The sequence below is a fragment of the Bacillus sp. SIMBA_008 genome (genome assembly GCF_046535495.1).
Taxonomy (GTDB): Bacteria; Bacillota; Bacilli; order Bacillales; family Bacillaceae; genus Bacillus; species Bacillus subtilis.
The window spans coordinates 1-307 of the sequence record NZ_JAWRWL010000232.1; the positions used below are offsets into that span (position 1 = coordinate 1).

General features: G+C 47.2%; 2 pseudogenes. Both read left to right on the forward strand.

The annotated features are described in order from the left end of the window. Positions 1 to 163 (forward strand): annotated as a pseudogene (locus SB658_RS22965) (transcriptional regulator); the annotation flags it as partial. Positions 164 to 244: 81 nt separating this feature from the next. Beyond that, a pseudogene (locus tag SB658_RS22970) lies at positions 245 to 307 on the forward strand (MarR family transcriptional regulator); the annotation flags it as partial.

The window sequence follows — 307 nt, forward strand, 5'->3', positions numbered from 1 at the left end:
CTATCAGACCGCCGTTGACAGAGGCGCGGAGCATCTGCCGCTGTTTGACAGCAAAAAGTGGCAGCACTTCACAAAAGAAGATATTGAAAGCGTCAGCAAATACTTTGATTTTATTGCGGCTGAAGCGAAAAAACGCTCCCCGGATTCCTCATCCTCTTTTTGATCCTCTCCTCAACTTAACAAGCGCCAGACGTACGTTCCCTCCGATTTTGCGGTATAATAGCAGAAGACGAGGTGAAAAAGCATGAACCAATCAGAAATGTGCCCCAGATTCGAAAAAGCGGTCGACATCCTAAGTAAACGCTGG